The organism is Bacillus sp. J14TS2, assembly GCF_018333015.1.
Taxonomy (GTDB): Bacteria; Bacillota; Bacilli; order Bacillales; family Bacillaceae_C; genus Lederbergia.
The window spans coordinates 1-19,658 of sequence record NZ_BORE01000020.1; the positions used below are offsets into that span (position 1 = coordinate 1).

Genomic DNA, 19,658 nt, shown 5'->3' on the forward strand with positions numbered 1-19,658 from the left:
TTATCAGAAGGTATCCTTTTTTTGTATATTTTTTCATTTTTTAATCAAATTAAAAAAGTGATTTCCTACTTCATCTTAGTAGAAAATCACTTTTTCTGTTTTTACTGGGTTTTGTCCCAGCCTCTTTATAATTTGTTACTATTTATCTCCTCTCCACGCTGGTCGTCTGTATAATAAGGCAGTAGTAAAAATAGAGACAAATAAAAACAGACCTACATACGCGATCATGATCTGATTTAGTTCAACTGACAATATAAAGTTACTAGTCATCGCTGCTTTATTTTATTTACGGCATCCTCGCTGAAGTGACTTAAGAAGCCTAATCTCCAACAACTAAAAGCAAAACAGGATAGCACTTTCTTATATGCTATCCTGTTTGTTCCAAAAACGCGCCTGGTTGCTAAGAGACAGATAAAATCATTATCCACCTTGCTTAAATTGATTCATCACAGTTAAAGTCATATCATTACATTGTTTTATAAAGTTGAGTAAAAGTTTAGTTTCCTGTTCATTATATTGGGTTAAAATTTCGGAAGTGGATTCAAAGATTGATTGGAACATAGGTGAAATTTTATCCACCTTTTCGGGAACTACCTTAATAACAACACGCCTTCTGTCTTTAGGATCCTTATCCCTAATGACATACCCCGCAGTTTCTAATCTGTCGATTACACTGGTAATGGACCCTGTAGTTAAACCTGTTAATTGGGCAAGCCTTCCTGCTGTAACAGCTCCATTGCGATTCAAAAAGTCTAAACACTTATGGTCGGTGGGATTCAAACCCAATCTGTCTGAAATTAATTGATGAAACATTACAGCATAGCCACTGTTTTGACGTAGTTGAAGAATTAATTCTCTCTGAATTGAAGTAAGTTCCGAAGAAGAATCATGACTACTTGACATGATGCACCTCACAATGTATTATGTATTTATCTTGATTAATCGAGATAATAGGTTTATCAAGATATTATTTTTAATATACCATAAGGGACATCTGTATTCAAACTTAGTACGGAAAGGGATGATTCACAATGAAAAATCCAAAAGAAGCAGCGGAGGATATTCAAGCCCTATTTACAAATCTCTACGAGGCATGGAACAAAGGTGACGGAGCTTTGTATGGAGACTGCTTTACTGAAGATGCAGATTACATCACATTTATGGGACAGCATTTAAAGGGGAGAAAACAGATCGCTGATGTCCATCAATGGTTATTTGACGGACCACTAAACGGATCAAAGATGGAATTAGCCACTACTTCAGAGTTACAGCCCCGTTTTATTACTAGCGATGTTGCAATTGTCATCGGGGCAGGAGAAGCAAAACTTGCTGATCCTAACCAAGATCCAGGAGATAGAGGCTCAATTAACACAAACATAGTCATGAAAACAGGTGGAGTGTGGAAAATAACTGCCTTTCATAATTGTCGAATTCAAGATAATCATTAAAATGAAGTACTACATTTCCAATTTCTTAGTATGCCTGCTTAGAAATTGGAAATATGTTTTTTGTTCCATATCCTGTCCTGTTTGTATAATTAACGTTAAAAGTACTAGCAAATCTGGATTATGCGTCATTTCTGATTAACCTTTATGGCAAAGTAGCAGAGTTGTGAAAAATGCTTGCTATTTTTGAGTATGCACTGCTATCACCTTCTGAGTACTTCAGTCATTTCTTTATTTCCTTGGGATCACCAAATAATCAGGCCTGCCTTGTCGTGAAAATTTATTCCACCTGAAAACCAGGGAACATAAAGCTAAAATCGTCACAGCTCCCGCAAGAGCTGCCATTGCGAATAAACTTCCATTTTCTTCATCAAATAGTAATAACATTCCCAGATTCATCAATGCATGAAAAGACACCGCTAATATAAGATGATTCCCTTTTGCTCTATTTAACACTTCACCGAGAAATACTGACATGGAAACAGTCGATAAAATAAATAAACCAGCAAACATGAATCCTTCAGAAAAAATACCAACATGCCAAATCCCCCATAACAAACCAACAAGCATCGAGGCATTAAGCATTCTTAAACGGGTATGTAGGAAAGGTTGAAGAAAGCAACGCCAGCCAAACTCTTCACCTGCAGCCCCGATAAATTGTGCAATGATGATCAACCAAAACGGATTCGACAAATCCGCAGGATGAACAAAACCCACGGAAACGCCCCATATTCGATACCAGCCGACCGCGATTGCAAACACAAATACGATTGATGCAAGAACAATCAGCAGATTACGGAGACTATTTGAATTAAAACGAAATCCGAATGTAATTTGAAGGGAATCTCCTCTAAATAGCAGTATAACAATCACAACACCAAGCGTTGGACCAAACTGCGTCAGCTGAATAACCTCGTTTGGGATGGCTGTACTAGGTTGTATAACCCCAAAAAATCCAGCAGCAAACAAAGTGACGATGTAATAGACTATTACGATGATAACCATTTTTGACCTTTTTATTTTATTGCTCATTCATTTTCCCCTTTTTCCACAAAATGACTATGATAGAATACAGATTTTTCGAAAAGGTAAAGAGTTAGATCGCCCCTAATGCTACTTGATCATTCTTTAAAACTTTTTTATTTTATTTAGTCTAATTTCTTAACAAATAGCACTCTATCTTGATTAGGGCCGTCATAATCCGCAAAAACAGAAACGCCTTCCACTTCTTTATTCCCTTTTTCAATTTCAAATCCCATCTTAAGATGATAAGCAATTGAGACTTTATTGACAGGGGATGTTACACAACGGACACTGTGTCTATCATTCTCTTTCACAACCTTAAAAAATTCATGATATAGTTTCTTTCCAATATTATTGTTTCGATAGTTAGGATGAACTCCGACAAAGTGAATATAAGCTTCATCAGAATAGGATTGAGATAGAAAGCCTATCAAAAAACCAACAATCTCACCATCGTTCTCAGCTATATAACTAGTCTGATTGAAATGATTAAAAAATAATTTTGGTAACATATCAGCCATTTGCCTGCCTCCCCACCACTTGTTAATTAATGGTGAAATAGCATGATAATCTGAACTTTTCACTAAACGAATCCTCATTTAAAATCCCTCCCGCAATAAAGTGTGAATATGTAATCTTCATATTGTTCGTTTTTGAACGTCATAGATGATCAAAGGAGCAAATGCCCCTATGTTCATCATAAGGAACAGCTCTCTCATTTTTCTTTCTTATTCCTTACAAATTTCTTACACGCTTTTCAATCTTTAAGAGATCCAAGCGAACAACTTCTTTTATGTAGAATGTATCGAAACAACACATCGGGCAAAAATGTTTTCACTCAAGATAAAACCAAATTACTAACCTCACTCCGGAAATGTACTTCTCTAAAGCAATACATTGTTGTTTTGCATTTTAGTTATGTCCCAGCCTCGTCTCTTCTTCTACTTGTTTACGTTTCCTCTTACGCCAAGCTTTAAGCATGGCAAATATTGAAACATAATAAAAACCTAGGAAGAATGTATATAAATTGAAAAATGCGGGCCAGATTTCATTAATACTTTTTGTAAAAACAAACGTATCATAAACATCGTTATTACGATAAAGAAGTGGAATGGCTTGGTTAACATCGTATTGTTTGTATGTAGTGTTGGTTACAGCTTTTTTTGTGAGATGGTCTTTACCTGATTCATCCTGATAGTGTAGCAATAATTCATAGGTTGTATAGGATGCTCCTTTATAGGAACGTGTTATATCATAATCTCCACCCCAAACCGTGGCCTCTACTTCCGTTAGATTCCATTTATTGATTTTATGAAAAATATTGGTCGCAGCTAGTACAGTCAAGACAAATCCTGTCGTCACATAGATGATTAGTAGAATAGAGATACTTACTTTTACGATCCTTTGTAAAATATTTGTCCATTTTTTAATCCAGGTTACGTTTTTCAACAGTCCGATGCCAAAGGAAAATGTAGCTAAGTATAAAACAGCAAGAATAGGTATGCCTAATAATTTTTCGAATTGTATGTCCTTTTCTGTGACGAAAGTCTCTTCGTTCTTCATATACCCAGAAATCTTATCCCCTACATGAATTGATTCAAATTGTTCTTTGGTAACCGAGCTTGGACGTTCTGAATTTGAAACAAGTATTTCAAAACGAGGGTATAGATACAGTCCTTTTTTGCTATATTTTATTTCAATGGTCTCTTCAACTGGTTTATCTTTAATAGTTTCGTTGAAATTGATATAAAGCCAGGTGAATCCATACGTCATGGCAATGAATATCAAGATAACGAGGATATTTTTAAAAGTAACTGGTATTGCACGCATATTTCAACTTCCTCCTGGTGTGCTCAAAAATATCGTGTTCATTATAACACACGAGCTTTTCGGTGTAAGTACACATCTGATTTGGCTCCCTCAATACTTTCATGCTTTATCCTTAAGAAGTATTTTCAACTCCATAATGTTCGCTGTCCATACTTTTTCACCAGCACTTTTATATAAATTGAAGAATAGACCATACTTGCAGCAGAATACCATTGAATAATATTGGACGTTATTGTATTATGTTTATAATTAATAAAGCAAAAGTGGAGGTTGTCCAATAAATGTCCTACGAAAATTACTTTTGGAATGCTACAGTCGAAGAACTTTCAACTGGCTATACTTTTGATAAAAATAATGACAGCTATGTATGTCTGCTATGCAACGAACATTTTGAGGATGGAATCATTTATCCGGTGGACGGAACATTATACGAAGCAAAAAAAGCTATCATCCAGCATATAGAACAGATCCATGGTTCTTTATTCGATCATTTCATTCATCTTGATAAGAAATACACCGGATTGACAGACCATCAAAAAAATTTACTTACACTTTTTCATCAAGGATTAAGTGATAAAGAAATTGTAAAAGAACAAAATGGCGGGAACCCCTCTACTATCCGAAGCCATCGATTTAATTTAAAGGAAAAAGAAAAACGTGCGAAAATATTCCTTACGTTAATGAATCTATTAAATAAAAAGTCAAATCAGGAAAATGATCATAAGTTTATTCACTTTCATAAGGGGGCAAAAATGGTGGACGATCGTTATGCAATAACAGAGACAGAGAAAGAGAAAATTTTATCAACTTATTTCAAAGAAGGATTGGATGGGCCGTTAGATACATTTCCAAGTAAGGAAAAAAGAAAATTGATTGTCCTGCAAAATATAATGACGCAGTTTGAAGGAAATACGGTCTATACGGAGAAAGAAATAAATCACATACTAAAACCGATTTACAGTGATTTTGCTACTATTAGAAGATATTTAATTGAGTACGGATTTATGAAACGCAGTAAGGATGGAACGGAGTATTGGGTATGAGTGAAACTAATGCCCTGCTTAATAACATCAAATTTCAATTTAGTATCTCTAAACAACTGCTGGAATACCACCTTGCTACTCTGGAACAAGAAGAATATAGATGGTGTTCACCAAACGCCGGACTCTATATTCAAGAAAAAGCTGGAAAATGGCATGTTGATTTGCCTGATTCTGAAGCTTATCATATTGGAACGCCTAGTATCGCCTGGACATTATGGCATATCACTTTCTGGTGGGAAATGGTATTGGATCACTCATTCGGTGAAGGAACACTGACGAAAGAGGATATCAAGGTTCATGAACATGTTGAATCAGTAAAAAACGCCATCCATTTGCTTATGGAAAAATGGGAAAATATCTTGGACAACTTAAAAGAAGAAGATCTCTATAGCACATCCTATAGTAAATTCCCATTCAACAACGAAGTAGAATTCCATCAATTGGCTTCGTGGTTAAATCTTGAATTAATGAAAAACACTGCTGAGATTGGTTATGTTCGTTTTGAATACGCTTCTGTAAAAAAATAAAGCGAGATGGCCAGCAAGAGACTTATCAGGTGGGTCGCTCAAATGATGCATATTGAAACAAGCATCATTCATAACATATAATATAGAGCATTTTTTCATAAGGAGGAAATAATGAGCGATAACAAAAATAATCCTCAACAAGGAAGACGCCTACCTGTTCGAAAACCAGCAACAGAAAACCAGCAACCTGATCGTCAACATCAGCAATCGGTCAATCCTGAATCATTATATTCACAAACGGTTGGCAAGGACGGTCCAATACTTGAGCAAGATAATATTCTGCATGAATCACTGGAAACACTGGTTCACGAGAAAATCGTGGAACGCCCTTTACATGTGAAAGGTTATGGTACTTTTGGCTATTTCGAAACATTGAATAGTATGAGTAAATATACCAAGCTTCCCTTTCTTCAACAGCCTGGTACAACAGTCCCTGTCGCTGTCCGTTTTTCGCTTGGGGCGAGCAATAAAGGCACCCCGGATACATTGCGCAATGTACGGGGATTTTCAACGAAGTTCTATACAGACGAGGGTATCTTCGACCTTATTTGCAACCATATCCCGATCTTTTCGTTGCGCGATCCAAGGCGTTTTGCAGAAAGTGTTGAAGCAATGGCGCCCTCACCAAGGAATAACTTAATGGATCCGGAACGACTTTGGAAATTTGTCGCCACTACCCCGGAGTCCACTCATTTTTTTGTCCGACTCTTTTCCGACCATGGTACGGTCAAAAGCCTGCGACATATTCCTGGCCACAGCGTCAGTACGTACGTATGGCGAAATTCAGCAGGAAAACGCCATTACATTAAATACCTTTGGTATCCATTTGACGGAGTTGAATATATTACAAACCAGGAGGCAGAGAAACTTGCAGCGATCAGCCCCGATTATGCCGGTGAAGATCTTTTCAAAACGATCGCTAATGGGAAATCAGTAGAATACGGGCTGTATGTACAAATTATGGACCCAAAGGATGCAGAAAAGCTGCCATTCAATCCCCTTGATGATACAAAAGTGTGGGACGAAGAAGCGTACCCTTTCCATCCTGTCGGGAAGATGGTGCTCAATCGCAATCCCAAAAATTATATGGAGCAAGTAGAAAAGATTTCATTCTCACCTTCAAACTTATTAGATGGAGCTGAATTGTCCGATGATAAGATCATACAAGGACGGGCGAATATATATTGGGATTCTCAGCGTTATCGTATCGGTCCACAATTCCGTAAGGTGCCGGTGAATGCGCAAGAGCATTGGCGGCCAGACGATTTACAGACAAGTGGGGAAGGTAGATTTGTAGAGGGGAAACTCGTGCGTTCAGATATAGTAAAGCAAGATGATTTTTCGCAAGCTGGAGATTTCTATCTATCATTATCGCAAACTGGGAAGTCTCAGCTTGTCTCAAATCTTGTCACCGCACTGACAGGAATACGGCGGGATCTACAGGACAAGGCGATCGAGTATTTTACCCTTGCTTCCCGCGAGCTCGGCGAACGTGTATCGGACGGCTTACGAGAGTAGATTATACAAGCAAATAACCTGAGGGGAAAGCAAAGCGCACTTTGTCTTTCTCCCAGGTTATTTGAGCTTAACCCACAAGGATCATTATCATCCAGTCAATCCTGAAAGGCTCCACTTGATTTCCTCGCCACTTTTTCGTTTTTCAATTTCGTATCTTCTTGCTCTCTGCCCGTATACTCTCCATATCATTTCCCCTAAATAAACCTTATAATTGGACTATCATCGTTTGCATTAGAACGAAAAAGAAAGGGTAGTTGAAATGAGAATTTTTGATGCACATTTTCATATTATTAATTTTGATTTTCCAATCACCGAAAATCAAGGCTACTTTCCACCTAGCTATGTTGTAGAAGATTATCAACATGAAACTGCTGATTTGAATGTATTAGGTGGAGCAATTGTATCTGGATCCTTCCAAGGATTTGATCAAGAATATTTATTAAAAGCACTCCAACAAATGGGCCCAACATTTTGTGGTGTAACGCAATTACCCTTTTCGGCAACGGACGAAGAGATTATAAATTTAAACGAAAATGGGGTAAAAGCATTACGTTTTAATATAAAACGAGGGGGTTCAGAAGATTTATCAAAGCTCGATTACTTTGCTAGAAGAGTTTATGATTTAGTAGGATGGCATAGCGAGCTTTATATTGATGCAAAAGAATTATCCGAAATTGCATCAACAATTGAAACGTTACCAGCAATCTCAATTGACCATTTAGGATTATCTGAAGAAGGTTTACCGCATTTATTAAGGTTGGTCGATAAAGGAGTGCGAGTTAAAGCCACTGGTTTTGGTCGTGTGGAATTGAATATCCAGAATGCCTTAAAATCAATTAATGATATTAATCCGGACGCTCTAATGTTTGGAACAGATTTGCCATCTACAAGGGCGAAAAGACCTTTTGAATATGCGGACATTGAAATAGTTCAGGAGCTATTTGATAAAAAAACTACCGATAAAATTTTATATACGAATGCGTTAAAATGGTATTTTAAGTCGTTTAGTTTCGATTAAAATAGCTATTTATTTTCATAAAATTTAATAATAGCTAAAGCCGATGACACAATTTCATCCGAAAGTTTCTTTGGAGAAATCACCTTGATTTTATTAGCAAATCCTAAGATGAATTCGATAGCCTCGTGCTTAGCATTAAATCTTAAAGTAGCGGGTACCCAATTATCTTTATTTGGATTTTCTGCTTTTATACTTTGAACAAATTTACCTGTAAAATTAATTCTTTTCATGATGGACTGATGTATTTCTACTTGCACATCAAATCTGGGTAATTTTTCTATAAAATCGATCTTGGATTGTTCCCAGTATGCCGCCAAATTAAAATTAGCCGGCCTTTTAAAAGTTTCATTTTCAACTTTTGCAATGCGTATACGTGAAACCCTATAATTACGTAGCTCTCCATTTCTTGATGCTACAAGATACCAGCGATTTCCTTTCGCTACCAACCCTAATGGTTCAACCAACCTTTCCTTTTGTTCTCCATTCGCCTGTTCATACTCGATTGTCAGCTTTTTACTTTCCAAAACTGCTTGCTGGACTGTTTTAAGAGCATGAACACTTTCCTTAGTTTGTCGCCAAGTACCTGAGTCGATATGAATTCTTTCCCAGCTCCCTTGTGCCTCTTCTTGAAAGGTTTCTGGGATAGAGGCGAATAATTTTTGTCTCGTATCCAATGTTTGTTTATTGAATCCTAAGTCTTTCAGCAATTCTTCCGAAGGGAACAGAAAGAGTGATTTGACGTCGCCAGTGTTCAATCCACTTAAATGAGCACGAAAATTATCTAACAGACGCCACCCTCCATCTCTCCCCCGATCCGAAATAACCGGTATCCCCGCATGACTTAAAGCGTCCATATCTCTTAGAATTGTTCTTTCTGAAACCTCAAGTTCAGTTGCCAACTCCCTAACTGTCATTTTCCCTCTATTTTGTAGCAATATCATTATGTTGAGTAATCGATCAGCCCGCATAATCTCGCAACCTTCTTTCAAAATACAAGTTTGTTTTTATATGACAAGAGATGTCATATAAATAGTTTATACTTTATCTATAGAAACGGAAAGGAGAATGGTTGATGACTGAAAAACGGAAAGTGGTATTATTTATTGCTGCAAGTTTAGACGGGTATATTGCGACAAAAGAGGAGTCACTTGAGTGGTTGTTTAAGGTAGAGGGAGAAGGGGATAATGGCACTTCTGAGTTTTTTGACACGATTGATACCGTTTTAATGGGGAAAACAACTTACGATTGGATTATAAAGCATGAAGGTAACAATAGCTGGCCATATACTGATAAAGATTGTTACGTGTTCACCAGATCTTCAATGGCTGATACGAAACAAGTGAAATTTATTAATCCCAATATTCCGGACTTTGTAAATGAATTAAAAGAACAGGCAGGGAAAAATATTTGGATGCTTGGAGGAGGAGAACTGCTATCTTCCTTCCTAAAAGAAAATGCTGTTGATGAATTCATCATAACTGTCGCACCAACCCTCATTGGAAGCGGGATTCCTTTGTTTAAGAACGGGGATTATCACTTAGAATTGTCATTAAAAGGGACAAGGAAATTCAATCAATTTGTAGAATTGCATTATACGGTAAAAAAGTAAAGCACTTGATAAAGCGGAAATTCTTACTCCTACTGATTTCTGAAGATCAAAGGTTATCTTACAAAAAAAGGGGACAGCACTACTGTGGGCCGTCACCCTTTTTGTTTTTCCATGAAAACGGGCACGGCCAAACGGCTCGCCGTTACCCTTTTTTCGCTTTTCCACGAAAACGGGCACGGCCAACCTAATCGCCGTTACCCTTTTTCCGCTTTTCCACGAAAACGGGCACAGCCAAACGGCTCGCCGTTACCCTTTTTCCGCTTTTTCATGAAAACGGGCACGGCCCAAACCGATCGCCGTTACCCTTTTCGCGTTTTTCCACGAAAACAGGCACGGCCGGACTGCACCATTGATATCACAATGGATTTCTGTTTGATAAACAGAACAAATAAATCCTCTTCCTTTTGCTTGATGTTTCCCTCCGCAAAATGAACAGGATTGGGAAGTATAACTCTCCTCTGTTCCTTCGACTTTGAGCCCCTTTTGGGTCTGCTTTATACGTTAGTTTCTGTTTTGTTTTTCCCTTGATTCCACAGGGAAGGCTGTTGTATTCTTGCTTCCTACCGAAACGTTCGCCCCCCTCCCCCCAAAGAACGACTAGGGTGCATAACTCTCGCTCGGGAAATATACTCCGCTAAGATAATATATTGTTCGTTCTTGGAGCTTAATATTTTAATTATGTCCAAGCCTCTGCAACTGCCAGTAACTCCCTGCCTGATTTATTATCGAAGGTCATCAATAACAACCCAGTGGAGACACATTGCAAGAATCCCCATTCCCAAATGGCTTGTTTATCCACTCCTGTAAGAAGGCTCAACTGTTCACAGCGTTCGATACCTTTTGTCACGGGATGGTGCTGATACTCTTCACGCCACTCTCGCATTAGCACACCTAAATCATAAGCCTTTTCATAAAAGATACCATCTGGATCAATCAATTTGAATTGATTGCTTGCGGATAAATCTTGTAAAATGTTTGCGTTATGGGCGTCACCGTGAATGAGCACATGCTTTTCTGGCTGCTCATTCGCTTGCCTTGATTGGAGAAAACGATAGGCTTGTTCGATCGTTTTCTCAGAACATGGCTGATCTAACGATTTCCAAGTAGGTTCGATAAATCTAGCAAACCAGGAGAAAACCTCTTTGCTATTGTGCAATGTGGAATGGCTGTGAGGAACAAACCATGTTTTTTGTAAGGTCGAACAAATAATATTGATCTGCTCGGGAATAGCGATACTGGTCTCTTTTAAAGGCTTTCCAAGACGTTCTAACAGAGCAGCCTTCTTCTCATGGTCGCTGGTAAACAGTTTTACATACCCATTGCCGTTTACCAATTCTAAAACCTTAATTGCCATGGAAAAATCAATTTGCCCGACGCTATCAGGCATCTCCAGTTTTAGCGCATACTTTTTCCCTTGCTTATCGCTTGCGTTTGCCACAAAAGCAGTCGAACCGCCAAATAAGGATTGGCCCACCGTAATCTCCCATTGCTTTTCAATTTCCAAAATAGTATCATCCAGTTTCGCCAGCCACTCTTTCCCTGCTTCACCAGCGGCAGTGGCTCTACTTATAACAAGTGGTGGAATTTCTCTTTTATACATCATATTGGTTTATTTAATGTAGATGATAAAACACTATAGAAAGCTTCTTTATCCACTGTTCTTGCAATGTCTACATTTCCTTTTCTATTTGTTGTAAAGGTGGTGGCTCCCATTAAAGATTTCTCATTTGTTTCGACCGTTACAAACCCTTTTTCAAATTGGCATATTTCCGGATGGAAAATGGTAACGGCCGCTAAAGGATCATGTAACGTTAATTGATTCGAGCTCTCTAACCAAGCATTTCCAAAGTCGAGGACTGCTCTGTTTAGTTTTGAGTTTGTGTGAAACAATTCGTTTGCTCTCACTGCATCAATCGTCAGCAGCTCGGTAACCTCAAGCGGTATTGCTTTGTGAACGTTCACATCGGAAGCAAATACCATTTTTGCAGCCAGTGGATCTGCCCAAGCGTTCCAATTATACCAAGGCTCTGGCAGTGGTTCCTTTGCAAAATATCCATTCATCACATAAAGGGCTTTTAATAGATTAGGTGTGTCTGGATAGTCACGAAATAAGGTAGCAATATTCGTCATATTGCCAATACCGATTAGGATAATTTCGTAAGGATGCTCTTTAATTATTTGATACATGAATGCTGGTGCATTCGATTTTTGGTAGATGTCATGCTCCCAAGCTTGTAATGCCGCAGCTCCGTCTGGGGTCGGATATACGGGCACAGGTTGTAACGTTGTATCTAAGCCCGCAACAATTGGCACTTTCCGACCAACCGTTTTGCAGATCGCATCAGCAACCCCAGCCCTTTTTTCTGGTTCCCCGCACACCGTTGTAATCCCCATCAAGTTACATTGAGGTTCCTTTAGTAAGTATGCTAAACAGATTGCATCATCAATGTCGCCACCAATATCCGTATCAAGGAATATCTTTTCCATTCCTTTTACCTCCTGTAATAATAACATATTATTTTTACAAGATTTCTTTGCAAATTCCCATGCTGCACCTCCTTTATATGGTTAAGAACACTTTTTTCAGTGAGGAATATATTACCCTTTTACATCGAAAAATGTATATGTTTCTTTCAAAACGGCTGCTAAATTATCTAACAATAAAGCGTGACCAGCATTTATTGCTGTATAACGAAAGTCAATTCCAGCCTGCTTTAAATCCTCCACTATTTCTAACGTCATCTCTCCCGATACAATCAAATCATTTTTTCCCCAGATTACTAGAATAGGAACATTAAGATTACGTATTTCCCCAGTCCCATCAACCACACCATTTGACACGGTACTTATATTAAACACATTCGCAGCATACGCCACATCTAATATATTCCTTTGCTGTGTTGCACTTGTTAAATACTTTTGATACTGTTCTTCATTTGGCTGGTTAGTGGAATAAAGCGTTTGGTCCATAGCGGCTCTAAAAAGCACTTTATTATTTGTTTTTTGAGCATCCAGCAGCATGTTTAACCCAACATCTTCTACTAATTGCTCTCTTGAGTGAATCCTTTCACTATCGATATTCAAAGCTGGATAACCTCGCGTAGACATAGATGAGAGTAAAACAATTTTATTGACATGTTCTGGATAATCAGCAGCAAATTGCATGGCTACACCACCACCATTGGACCAGCCTATTAAATAAACCTTCTTCAAATCTAGTTGATTAATAAATTGTTTTATATCATCTGAAAAATCTTTGATTGAATTTATCGGCTGATGGTAGGTCGACTGTCCATATCCACGTAAATCAACTGCATAAACTGTAAAGGCTGGATCTATTTCTTCAAGCAGCAAATCCCATTGAGTGGAAGATGCCATATTTCCATGAATTAATAATAAAACATGCTCTCCACCGACTCTTTTCACATAAAAAAGGTTCTCACCATTCCTTAAAGTGATATTCATAGACATACTCCTCTTTGCTCAAACTTGCTATGGCATATTTTGTTTCCGCCTTCTGAATCCTCATGTTAGACTTAAACTTTTGAAATAGCTCCATCATGTTTTGAAAGTTCTCTCATATGTTACCCCTTCATACAGTGCATAATAACTCAAACCATTCAATCTTTTGTTCACTTTTATAATAAATGATAATAATTATCTTTGCCATATACATTCTCTAGATGATCCAAGTTGATTCACTCCCCAACTTCTTATAAATATTAATCCTCGCCAATAATCATATGAGAAATTCTGCTAAATGAATACTTTAAAGAAAGAAAAGAGAATATATTATGTATGTAAAAAAATGATTCACTTCTTTCCCTATAATCTCTCTACTTTACAGCGGAAATTCGACAATGTAAGATGATTGGACAAGGAGGTATACGATAATGACAAGTCATATGAAGCGTTTCGAAGGGAAAGTAGCATTGGTGACAGGAGGACGCTCTGGGATCGGGAAAGCCATCGCTCGTCGTCTGCACGAAGAGGGGGCGACCGTCATTACTGCACAGCGTGGCGAAGATAAGACATTCGACTGGGTTACAGCAGATTTCTCCGATCCACAGACACCTGATCGAGTTGTGGCTGAAGTCATTGACCGTACTGGACGGCTTGATGTGCTGATCAATAATGCAGGCATGATGTTGGAGGCAGGAATCGAAGAAATGACCCTTGAGGATTGGCAACGCAACATTAATGTAAATTTGACAGCGCCTTTTCTACTGATTCGCGCAGCCTTACCCTACCTACGCAAGACACAAGGCAGCATCGTCAATACCAGTTCGGTTGAAGGACTAGCTGCAAACCCTAGGCATGCGGCATACTGTACCACTAAATCTGGTATCCTTGGGTTGACTCGCTCAGTAGCTGTAGACCATGGGCATGAAGGCATACGTTGCAACGCGGTGGCACCTGGATGGATTGACACCGACCTGAATACTAATTTCATTAGAAATTCGCCAGATGCTGAAACACTTAGGTACGATCTCGGAAAAATTCACCCTGTTGGGCGGACAGGCACACCTGAGGAAGTAGCAGCACTTGTAGCTTTTCTCGCCGCTGATGAAGCAGGTTTCATCACAGGACAAGTCTACACGGTAGATGGAGGACGGACGACTAAGCTGAGCTTGCCTTAAAATTAGTCTCTTCTTAATCAGGGCGCACTCCCACTACATAGTGAGCTATTCAAATATCTTCTGCTGGAGCATATCATGTATACAGCAAGTCGCATTATAAGATGGGCGCAAAAAGTCCAGTGAAAATGGCACTGTGAGAAAATAATCTTCTACTAAAACTTCGACTATCCCCAAAATTGAAAATCGCCAAAAAGACTCCCTTGCCTTGGGGTAGCGTCAGCCTCCTCGCTTGAGGTCTTCCGCTGATGCTATTCTCACAGGTTTTTTTGGCGATTTTCTTTTCGTTGCCGAATTTTTGGCAGTCCCAATATAGAAGTCAGCACAACACACGCAAGTCCACTGCTCAAAATAACGTGCCTTCAAATTTCGATGTACAGGGCGTCAGCGCCTTTTAGCCGACTTAGCCCTTTTATCCTCCTTTTTGAACACACACTATAAAATATTTCTCTTCGTTATTCGATATTCCATCCAAGAACCATCCGCTTGCTTTTTATAACTTGAATATACGCCTGTACAAGTATCAAACTTTAGCAAAGGAATTATGTTACTTTTGGGTGTTTCACCATCAATATAAAAATGACTATACTTATCCCAAAAAACGCTCCCTAGATAACTTCTATCATCTGAAATCTCTGCAGTGGATATATGGCCTGCGATAATATCTTTAAAGAAAGAACCAGTTTCAGCCGGATACTTCCATAAAAATTCATTGGGGCTAGTTGCATGCTTCCAGAGTTCTTCATTTTCTTCACAAATCCCAGCATGAACATATATCTGATTTTCAGTTTCATAATATGGGAGCTGTGTGTCTTTCTGAGCGAACCAATTTAATAACAGTGAATGTTTTTCCCGCAACTTTTTAACGATGTATTGACTTATTTCAGAATAAGACCCCTGCCTCATTACTGGTTGTTCTTCCATCATTCCAAATTGTTCTTCTGAGAAGAAACTTTTAATCGTAAGTAATTTAAAATCATGCGAAAGCCATTGTAAATCATCTTCAAATGTTGTATACCAATCAATAAACATTTTATCGTGATTCCCCAGTAAAGTTTTGACTTGGCCTGGATACTTCTCCTCAAGTTTTTTTATATGATACAATACCCTGCAGCTATCTTTACCTCTGTCTATATAATCTCCTATCAGTATCAGTTCATTTGCCTTATCAGTATCTAAATCAACTAGACTTAAAGTATCCATCATGGCTTCATAATACCCATGAATGTCACTAATGGAATATACCGTCGCCATATGCTCTCCCCTTTCACTACTTCATATCGCCCGTATTATTATCTCTCCGCGATCAAACTATTTTATGATCTATGTAGCCTAATTTGCCCCTTTCATTCTATTGCCCCTAGACCTTATGGCCTTTGTTAAAAAATCTATACTTGGGAAAAATTCCTTCTTAGATGGCTGTAGTTTTCCGTTAAACATTCCCGCCCATACTTCTTTAGGCTTAGAGTAAGAGTGATCAGGATCTTCCAGAAAATCTTGCAAATAATAGTACTCTATAAAATCTGCAAAGCCCGAATAATTATCCAGCCAGTTCTGTACCTCATTAACCACTTCAGCTTGCGTTAAATACACGGCCTTCTTATACTCAATCGAACTCAAAAATTTTCCTAAGCTATTACGAGGATTTGCATTCGGAGTCCCACTTTCTCGCTTTTGGAAATAGTAGTAAATATGATATAAGGCAATAATAAAATTATCTTTAGTTTTGGCAGCCCTCCCCTTATTAAAGCCATGACATACACTGCTGAAATTAGGAAGGGTGTAAACAGTATGTAAAAATGTAAGCATTGAATCGTGAACCTTGATCTCATTTTTTTTAGCAAAATAAGCCCACACCGAGGAATTGTTAACTGTACCAACGGCTAGCCCCTCATGAATCATTTGTTTTCTTAATTCAGAAATGTCAGGCACAATCAAGCTCCTATGCCGCTCACTATATTCTAATAAATCAGCATGATAATATCGCATATAAAGCGTTACATAGCTTTGAGGACTAATGAGTGTATCAGTATATTGAGCCTCATCAAAAACTTCCTTCAATGCTGCCTTTGTTTCTGCCGAACGATCACAATCAAACTTCAACTTCTCAGCATTTAATAACTTATAATTAATGAAGCTCTCCCATGAATTCCTTCCTAACAAAGCACCATTTCGATAATATCTTAGAAAATTTGTATTCACTTCCATTTCAAATCCCCCTTGCTCAATGCACAAATTAATTCTTCCTACATTCTACCTTCCACCTCTTTTAGCAAATAGGTATTCACCCAGGAGACATTGGCGAAAAACTGTATAAATTATTTTTACAATAAAGAGGCCAGATCTAAAAGACAAGCGGCGGTTTTGAAAGTAACACATTCAAAACCGCCGTTTTCCCTTTTTGAAATCGAGATTTCCTTTTTTTTAAACACCGTTGAGATATACGTTTTGTTAAGAATATCACTTTCCCAACATCAACATTATTTTCTAGCTTCTTCGGCAGTAATTGTCCACATTACATCATTACTCGTTCCAGCTGCAACAATGCCGGGATTTTGTCTGAAATAATACTCTTCTGCTGTATAAACATCTGCAATAAATTGCGTTTTTCTTTCCTCCCCGGAAGCGAGTTCCCCTTCAAAGTCATCGATGCTTTCATATGCTTCAGCACTATTATGATTATTTGACCCTTCTAAAATATCCGTGATTCCAAGGCTGGACATAATATCTTCAGCACTCAATGGCTGATCATCTACATTTTTAAATGTTAAATCCAGTACAATTAATTCTTCAAGTTCTGTTGAGACGCCATCTAACTCTGGACCGACAATTTCAGCAGAATCTACTGTAAGTTCATACGTCCCTATAGAAGTTTGAACAGTTCCTGTATCCCCAATTTTCAAATCAGTTTGGTCTTCTTCGGTCACTTTAGAGGTATCATCATTTGAATCTGAGGAATCCCCTTCTCCATCTCCAACTGTTTCAGTAGCATTTTCGTCAGTACCTTCCGCTTCCCCTGTTAGGTTCGTTGTTTCACTCTTACTATCTTGTTTATGCCCCTCAGTTGAGTTTCCCTTATTATTACATGCAATTAGTATAGTACTTGTTAATAGTAGAATAATTAATGTTAATAGAAACTTTTTCATGTCTGTCTCTCACCTTCAATTTTATATAAGTATATTTAAAAAGGAGTATGTTGAGATGGCTTATTATTTCATACTTCCACGCTATAATCCGAAAACCCTTTTAAAAAAGATAAATTAAAATGAATTCTTCTTCATAAAGTACTTTTGCAGTTAAAAGAGTTTGTCACTTTCTCATCCTTGCCATTAAAAATAGGAATCTAGCAAACAAAAGCAGAGCGTAATTTGAAACTCAGCTCTGCTTTCCCCTCCATTTAATGGCTATGACTATGATGGTGATGGTGATGATGACCTTCAGCCGCATATTCTTTTTGACACATAATCGAGTCTTCATGAGGGTGTTCCTCTGTCTCTACTTGAATGGTGACATGACCGATGTTTTTATGTTCTAGGTCATGTTCAATGGTGCGAAGCAATCGTTGACTTTCTTCTATTGTCATCTGACCATCGACAATAATATGGCAGGAAAGTACATTCTGTCCGCTCGTAACACTCCATACATGCAGGTCATGGATATTCTGAACGCCTTCTACACGTTTCATCGTTTTAATCACTTCATCCAGATTTACATTAGCAGGTGTTCCCTCCATCAAAACATGAATGGAAGCTTTGGTTACACGCCATCCACTGACCAAGATAAGCACTGCTACAAGTACACTTGCCACCGTATCTGCCCATGCCCAGTTAAAGAAAATCATAAGAAGCGCCGCAATAATAGCTCCGACAGATCCCAATAAGTCTCCTAAAACATGGAGAAATGCAGCACGCATATTTAAATTATTTTCTGTGTCTCCCCCACGTAACATGATAAATGCGACAATAATATTTACGAGCAGGCCAATAGCAGCTATGATTAGCATTCCAGTTGAAGCCACTTCTGGTGGGTCAAACAATCGTTGATAAGCCTCATAAAAGATGTATATGGATACAACCAGTAATGTTGCTCCATTAATGACTGCTGCCAGTATCTCAAACCGCTTATATCCATAAGTCTTCCCGTAGTTTGCAGCCCTCTCTCCTAATTTAAAAGCAATCAATGCAATACATAACGAAATCGAATCACTCAGCATATGTCCTGCATCTGCCAAGAGAGCTAAGCTATTTGTAAGCAATCCACCTATTACTTCTACAATCATAAATACTGTAATAACAAGAAAACTAATAAACAATGTTTTTTTATTCGCTCCATGTGTATGGTCATGGCCGTGATGATCGTGTCCCATGTGAAACCTCCCCCTTTATGTTTATATTTATATGTACGCATATAATAAACTGCAAACAGCCATCACAACATACAGCAAGTATGTCATTTTTTTATACTGCTTATAATAAATCCTAAGCTCATCTATGCTTATATTCGCATGTATGCATATAAAGATGGTCCGAAAATCACCTACATACTATAAGTGATTTTCAACTAACTATGACAAGCATGATCGATCATTTGTTTCAATATAAGCATCACATGCTCATCATCATGGGAATAATAAAGTGTTGTGCCGGCACGGCGATATTTCACCAATCGTAAATTTTTCAGAAAACGCAATTGGTGCGACACCGTAGATTGGCGGATATCCAATGTTTCTGCGATCTCATTAACGGAGCATTCTTTTTTAAAAAGCAAATGGAGAATTCGCACCCTTGTTGGATCACCTAACGCTTTAAATGTTTGTGTAACAATAAATAGTGTTTCCTCGTCAATTTCATCTGAAGGACCATTTTCAAATTCAAATTCTTCCAATGTTTTCCCTCCCTTATTCACAACTGTCAAACCCTTATATGAATAAATTAACATATATGCATTTATATTACAATATTTATTTTTGCTAATCTAAGAAATGATAACATGTTCCCACAAATCCTCA

At 38.1% G+C, this 19,658-nt stretch carries 21 protein-coding genes; 7 read left to right on the forward strand and 14 right to left on the reverse strand.

Annotated elements, in window-relative coordinates:
- Window positions 1-420 precede the first annotated feature (420 nt).
- Window positions 421-903, reverse strand: coding sequence for a MarR family winged helix-turn-helix transcriptional regulator (locus KI375_RS23105; protein ID WP_212975755.1), 483 nt, complete (start codon window positions 901-903; stop codon window positions 421-423).
- A gap of 128 nt (window positions 904-1,031) precedes the next feature.
- Here KI375_RS23105 and KI375_RS23110 point away from each other — a divergent pair, with 128 nt between their 5' ends.
- A complete protein-coding gene (locus KI375_RS23110) occupies window positions 1,032-1,448 on the forward strand; it encodes an SgcJ/EcaC family oxidoreductase (RefSeq protein WP_212975756.1) in 417 nt (138 codons plus the stop codon).
- Window positions 1,449-1,676: 228 nt separating this feature from the next.
- Here KI375_RS23110 and KI375_RS23115 read toward each other — a convergent pair whose 3' ends face one another.
- From KI375_RS23115 to KI375_RS23125, 3 genes are all read right to left on the reverse strand, one after another.
- Window positions 1,677-2,477: a CPBP family intramembrane glutamic endopeptidase gene (locus tag KI375_RS23115; protein ID WP_212975757.1), complete on the reverse strand. Its 801-nt coding sequence runs from the start codon at window positions 2,475-2,477 to the stop codon at window positions 1,677-1,679.
- A 116-nt stretch (window positions 2,478-2,593) separates the two neighbouring features.
- On the reverse strand, window positions 2,594-3,067 hold the full coding sequence (locus KI375_RS23120; RefSeq protein ID WP_212975758.1) for a GNAT family N-acetyltransferase: 474 nt from the start codon (window positions 3,065-3,067) through the stop codon (window positions 2,594-2,596).
- A gap of 313 nt (window positions 3,068-3,380) precedes the next feature.
- On the reverse strand, window positions 3,381-4,298 hold the full coding sequence (locus tag KI375_RS23125) for a hypothetical protein (protein WP_212975759.1): 918 nt from the start codon (window positions 4,296-4,298) through the stop codon (window positions 3,381-3,383).
- Between the two features lie 281 nt (window positions 4,299-4,579).
- On the opposite strand from KI375_RS23125, the gene KI375_RS23130 reads away from it, so the two are divergent.
- From KI375_RS23130 to KI375_RS23145, 4 genes are all read left to right on the forward strand, one after another.
- Window positions 4,580-5,341, forward strand: a complete 762-nt coding sequence (locus tag KI375_RS23130) for a DUF2087 domain-containing protein (RefSeq protein ID WP_212975760.1) — start codon at window positions 4,580-4,582, stop codon at window positions 5,339-5,341.
- Window positions 5,338-5,868: a DinB family protein gene (locus KI375_RS23135; protein ID WP_212975761.1), complete on the forward strand. Its 531-nt coding sequence runs from the start codon at window positions 5,338-5,340 to the stop codon at window positions 5,866-5,868. The genes KI375_RS23130 and KI375_RS23135 overlap by 4 nt, the downstream gene beginning before the upstream one ends.
- Before the next feature lie 111 nt (window positions 5,869-5,979).
- Window positions 5,980-7,386, forward strand: a complete 1,407-nt coding sequence (locus KI375_RS23140; protein ID WP_212975762.1) for a catalase — start codon at window positions 5,980-5,982, stop codon at window positions 7,384-7,386.
- A gap of 259 nt (window positions 7,387-7,645) precedes the next feature.
- Entirely contained in the window at window positions 7,646-8,404 is a 759-nt protein-coding gene (locus KI375_RS23145; RefSeq protein WP_212975763.1) for an amidohydrolase family protein, read from the forward strand.
- Between the two features lie 5 nt (window positions 8,405-8,409).
- Here the strand turns inward: KI375_RS23145 and KI375_RS23150 are convergent, their stop codons facing one another.
- Complete coding sequence (locus KI375_RS23150; RefSeq protein ID WP_212975764.1) at window positions 8,410-9,372, reverse strand: helix-turn-helix transcriptional regulator; 963 nt, start codon at window positions 9,370-9,372, stop codon at window positions 8,410-8,412.
- 104 nt (window positions 9,373-9,476) lie between these two features.
- Here KI375_RS23150 and KI375_RS23155 point away from each other — a divergent pair, with 104 nt between their 5' ends.
- A complete protein-coding gene (locus KI375_RS23155; protein ID WP_212975765.1) occupies window positions 9,477-10,013 on the forward strand; it encodes a dihydrofolate reductase family protein in 537 nt (178 codons plus the stop codon).
- Window positions 10,014-10,259: 246 nt separating this feature from the next.
- Here KI375_RS23155 and KI375_RS28035 read toward each other — a convergent pair whose 3' ends face one another.
- From KI375_RS28035 to phaZ, 4 genes are all read right to left on the reverse strand, one after another.
- Window positions 10,260-10,511, reverse strand: coding sequence for a zinc ribbon domain-containing protein (locus tag KI375_RS28035; RefSeq protein ID WP_212975833.1), 252 nt, complete (start codon window positions 10,509-10,511; stop codon window positions 10,260-10,262).
- 178 nt (window positions 10,512-10,689) lie between these two features.
- Complete coding sequence (locus KI375_RS23165) at window positions 10,690-11,616, reverse strand: aminoglycoside phosphotransferase family protein (RefSeq protein WP_212975766.1); 927 nt, start codon at window positions 11,614-11,616, stop codon at window positions 10,690-10,692.
- Window positions 11,613-12,500, reverse strand: a complete 888-nt coding sequence (locus KI375_RS23170) for a nucleoside hydrolase (RefSeq protein WP_212975767.1) — start codon at window positions 12,498-12,500, stop codon at window positions 11,613-11,615. The genes KI375_RS23165 and KI375_RS23170 overlap by 4 nt, the downstream gene beginning before the upstream one ends.
- Window positions 12,501-12,611: 111 nt before the next feature.
- The gene (gene phaZ, locus KI375_RS23175) at window positions 12,612-13,478 is read right to left on the reverse strand and encodes an intracellular short-chain-length polyhydroxyalkanoate depolymerase (protein ID WP_212975768.1); all 867 of its coding nucleotides are present in this window, start codon (window positions 13,476-13,478) and stop codon (window positions 12,612-12,614) included.
- 428 nt (window positions 13,479-13,906) lie between these two features.
- Here phaZ and KI375_RS23180 point away from each other — a divergent pair, with 428 nt between their 5' ends.
- Window positions 13,907-14,653 (forward strand): SDR family NAD(P)-dependent oxidoreductase, encoded by a 747-nt coding sequence (locus tag KI375_RS23180; RefSeq protein WP_244852999.1) that lies wholly within the window; start codon window positions 13,907-13,909, stop codon window positions 14,651-14,653.
- 432 nt (window positions 14,654-15,085) lie between these two features.
- Here KI375_RS23180 and KI375_RS23185 read toward each other — a convergent pair whose 3' ends face one another.
- The 5 genes from KI375_RS23185 to KI375_RS23205 all read right to left on the reverse strand — a co-directional run bounded on the left by KI375_RS23185 (window position 15,086) and on the right by KI375_RS23205 (window position 19,534).
- Window positions 15,086-15,904: a metallophosphoesterase gene (locus KI375_RS23185; RefSeq protein ID WP_212975769.1), complete on the reverse strand. Its 819-nt coding sequence runs from the start codon at window positions 15,902-15,904 to the stop codon at window positions 15,086-15,088.
- 78 nt (window positions 15,905-15,982) lie between these two features.
- On the reverse strand, window positions 15,983-16,858 hold the full coding sequence (locus KI375_RS23190) for a hypothetical protein (RefSeq protein ID WP_212975770.1): 876 nt from the start codon (window positions 16,856-16,858) through the stop codon (window positions 15,983-15,985).
- A 272-nt stretch (window positions 16,859-17,130) separates the two neighbouring features.
- Window positions 17,131-17,796, reverse strand: a complete 666-nt coding sequence (locus KI375_RS23195; RefSeq protein WP_212975771.1) for a hypothetical protein — start codon at window positions 17,794-17,796, stop codon at window positions 17,131-17,133.
- Between the two features lie 251 nt (window positions 17,797-18,047).
- A complete protein-coding gene (locus KI375_RS23200; RefSeq protein WP_212975772.1) occupies window positions 18,048-19,016 on the reverse strand; it encodes a cation diffusion facilitator family transporter in 969 nt (322 codons plus the stop codon).
- A gap of 194 nt (window positions 19,017-19,210) precedes the next feature.
- Entirely contained in the window at window positions 19,211-19,534 is a 324-nt protein-coding gene (locus KI375_RS23205) for an ArsR/SmtB family transcription factor (protein ID WP_242698491.1), read from the reverse strand.
- Window positions 19,535-19,658: the final 124 nt, after the last annotated feature.

What these genes read in the sequence shown, in the direction of transcription:
- KI375_RS23170 (WP_212975767.1), bottom strand. Translation starts at nt 12,500, where the DNA reads ATGGAAAAGATATTCCTTGATACGGATATTGGTGGCGACATTGATGAT.
- KI375_RS23165 (WP_212975766.1), bottom strand. Translation starts at nt 11,616, where the DNA reads ATGATGTATAAAAGAGAAATTCCACCACTTGTTATAAGTAGAGCCACT.
- KI375_RS23145 (WP_212975763.1), top strand. Translation starts at nt 7,646, where the DNA reads ATGAGAATTTTTGATGCACATTTTCATATTATTAATTTTGATTTTCCA.
- KI375_RS23140 (WP_212975762.1), top strand. Translation starts at nt 5,980, where the DNA reads ATGAGCGATAACAAAAATAATCCTCAACAAGGAAGACGCCTACCTGTT.
- KI375_RS23110 (WP_212975756.1), top strand. Translation starts at nt 1,032, where the DNA reads ATGAAAAATCCAAAAGAAGCAGCGGAGGATATTCAAGCCCTATTTACA.
- KI375_RS23125 (WP_212975759.1), bottom strand. Translation starts at nt 4,298, where the DNA reads ATGCGTGCAATACCAGTTACTTTTAAAAATATCCTCGTTATCTTGATA.
- KI375_RS23135 (WP_212975761.1), top strand. Translation starts at nt 5,338, where the DNA reads ATGAGTGAAACTAATGCCCTGCTTAATAACATCAAATTTCAATTTAGT.
- KI375_RS23130 (WP_212975760.1), top strand. Translation starts at nt 4,580, where the DNA reads ATGTCCTACGAAAATTACTTTTGGAATGCTACAGTCGAAGAACTTTCA.
- KI375_RS23200 (WP_212975772.1), bottom strand. Translation starts at nt 19,016, where the DNA reads ATGGGACACGATCATCACGGCCATGACCATACACATGGAGCGAATAAA.
- KI375_RS23180 (WP_244852999.1), top strand. Translation starts at nt 13,907, where the DNA reads ATGACAAGTCATATGAAGCGTTTCGAAGGGAAAGTAGCATTGGTGACA.
- KI375_RS23190 (WP_212975770.1), bottom strand. Translation starts at nt 16,858, where the DNA reads ATGGAAGTGAATACAAATTTTCTAAGATATTATCGAAATGGTGCTTTG.
- KI375_RS23120 (WP_212975758.1), bottom strand. Translation starts at nt 3,067, where the DNA reads ATGAGGATTCGTTTAGTGAAAAGTTCAGATTATCATGCTATTTCACCA.
- KI375_RS23185 (WP_212975769.1), bottom strand. Translation starts at nt 15,904, where the DNA reads ATGGCGACGGTATATTCCATTAGTGACATTCATGGGTATTATGAAGCC.
- KI375_RS23155 (WP_212975765.1), top strand. Translation starts at nt 9,477, where the DNA reads ATGACTGAAAAACGGAAAGTGGTATTATTTATTGCTGCAAGTTTAGAC.
- KI375_RS23115 (WP_212975757.1), bottom strand. Translation starts at nt 2,477, where the DNA reads ATGAGCAATAAAATAAAAAGGTCAAAAATGGTTATCATCGTAATAGTC.
- phaZ (WP_212975768.1), bottom strand. Translation starts at nt 13,478, where the DNA reads ATGAATATCACTTTAAGGAATGGTGAGAACCTTTTTTATGTGAAAAGA.
- KI375_RS23150 (WP_212975764.1), bottom strand. Translation starts at nt 9,372, where the DNA reads ATGCGGGCTGATCGATTACTCAACATAATGATATTGCTACAAAATAGA.
- KI375_RS23195 (WP_212975771.1), bottom strand. Translation starts at nt 17,796, where the DNA reads ATGAAAAAGTTTCTATTAACATTAATTATTCTACTATTAACAAGTACT.
- KI375_RS23105 (WP_212975755.1), bottom strand. Translation starts at nt 903, where the DNA reads ATGTCAAGTAGTCATGATTCTTCTTCGGAACTTACTTCAATTCAGAGA.